The sequence below is a fragment of the Mesorhizobium sp. M7A.F.Ca.AU.002.02.1.1 genome, assembly GCF_003998535.1.
In the GTDB taxonomy this organism is placed as follows: domain Bacteria; phylum Pseudomonadota; class Alphaproteobacteria; order Rhizobiales; family Rhizobiaceae; genus Mesorhizobium; species Mesorhizobium ciceri.
The window spans coordinates 1-1,906 of sequence record NZ_RZPB01000972.1 but is presented as its reverse complement, the minus strand read 5'-3'; the positions used below and the strand labels follow the sequence as shown (position 1 = coordinate 1,906).

The window sequence follows — 1,906 nt, the reverse complement described above, 5'->3', positions numbered from 1 at the left end:
GCGCCATGGTGCTGGCCTCACCGGCCTTCTCGGTAAAACTCTACGTGCCCTTCGCCAAGGAGGGCATAGCGCTCTGGCAGAAGATCAAGGGCCGCTTCTTCGTCAATTCCTACGTCAAGGCGAAATTCCTGACCCATGATCCCGTGCGAATCGCCTCTTTCGAGAGCGATCCACTGATCACGCGGCCGATCGCTTCCAACATCCTGGTCGAACTCTATCAGCATGCAGCCCGCATCGTTGCGGACGCCCGCGCCATCACCGCGCCGACGCAGCTTCTGCTTTCGGGCAGCGATTGGGTCGTGCGCCACGGCCCGCAGCACGAGTTCTTCGTCAATCTCGGCAGCCGCATCAAGGAACGTCATGTGCTGCCGGGCTTCTTCCACGACACGCTGGGCGAACGCGACCGGGCAAAGGCCCTCGACCTGATCCGGCCGTTCCTGGCCAGGCAGTTCGCGGCACCGGATGCGCCGGTCGACCTGAAGCAGGCGGACATTGCCGGCTACACACGCGACGAGGCCGACCGGCTTGCTTCACCGCTCGCGTTGATGTCGCCAAAGGGCCTCTATTGGGCATTCAGCCGCGCCTCCATCCGCATGGGCGCCTGGGTCTCCCAAGGCATGAAGACCGGCATTGCCACCGGCTTCGATTCCGGCTCGACGCTGGATTATGTCTACGAAAACGACGCGCGCGGACTTACGCCCCTTGGCCGCGTCGTCGACCGTGTCTTCCTGGAAGCTATCGGCTGGCGCGGCATCCGCCAGCGCAAGCTGCATCTCGAAGAACTGATCGGCTCTTGCCTGGCAACGCTCAAGACCACTGGCCGGCCAGTGCATATTCTCGACATCGCCGCCGGCCACGGCCGCTATGTTCTCGATGCCATCGTGAAGAGCCCCGACCAGCCGGCGAGCGTGCGTCTGCAGGATTATTCCGACCTCAACGTGCAGCTTGGCCGCAAGCTGATCACGGAGCGGCAATTGCCGGCTGACGTCACGTTCCAGCGCGCCGACGCTTTCGATGCCGACGTGCTCGCCAACGCCGATCCGGCGCCGGACCTCGCCATCGTTTCCGGCCTCTACGAGCTATTCTCGGACAATGCGATGATCGCCCGGTCGCTCGGTGGATTGGCCAGCGCCATGCAGCCGGGCAGCCTGTTGCTCTACACCAACCAGCCTTGGCACCCGCAGCTCGAGATGATCGCCCGCAGCCTGACCTCGCATCGCGGCGGCGAGGCCTGGGTGATGCGCCGGCGCACGCAAGGCGAAATGGACCAGTTCGTCGAAGCCGCCGGTTTCGAAAAGCTCGACCAGCGCATCGACCAATGGGGCATCTTCACCGTCTCGCTCGCGCGGCGCCGCTGAGCAGCATGGTGTCATCGCCTGCATCCGTGGCGCGTGCCGAACCCTATAGCCGGGTGGTCGTCAGGGCAGCCCTGTGGCTGGCCTTCCTGGCGCCGTTCTTCTATCTCAGCTACGGCTTCGCCAACTGGCTGGCGTCGCGGCGCGACGATGTCGGCAGTATCGTGTTCTCGTGGGAGCACGGCATCCCGTTCGTCGCCTGGACCATCGTGCCCTATTGGTCGATCAACCTGTTCTACGGCCTGTCGCTGCTGCTCAACAACGACAGGCAAGGGGTCGACCGTCTGGCCGGACGCTATCTCACCGCGCAAATCGTCGCCGTTATCTGCTTCATCCTGTTCCCGCTGACCGCTACATTCGTGCGGCCGGCGACGACCGGCCTGCCCGGCTTCCTGTTTGCCGTGCTCGGCGGTTTCGACAAGCCGTTCAACCAGGCCCCCTCGCTGCACATCGCCCTTTTGGCGATCATCTGGGATCATTGGCGCCACCGGCTCGGCGGGTTTCTCCTGCCGCTCTGGCACGGCTGGGGCTTTCTGATCGGGGCCTCGGGG

General features: G+C 64.4%; 1 protein-coding gene and 1 pseudogene. Both read left to right on the top strand.

The features are described 5' to 3' along the window. Positions 1–1,358 (top strand): class I SAM-dependent methyltransferase family protein (locus EN879_RS33930; protein WP_127274612.1); only part of this gene is annotated, 1,358 nt, incomplete at its 5' end. 5 nt (positions 1,359–1,363) lie between these two features. Then, positions 1,364–1,906, top strand: a pseudogene (locus tag EN879_RS33925) (serine/threonine protein phosphatase); the annotation flags it as partial.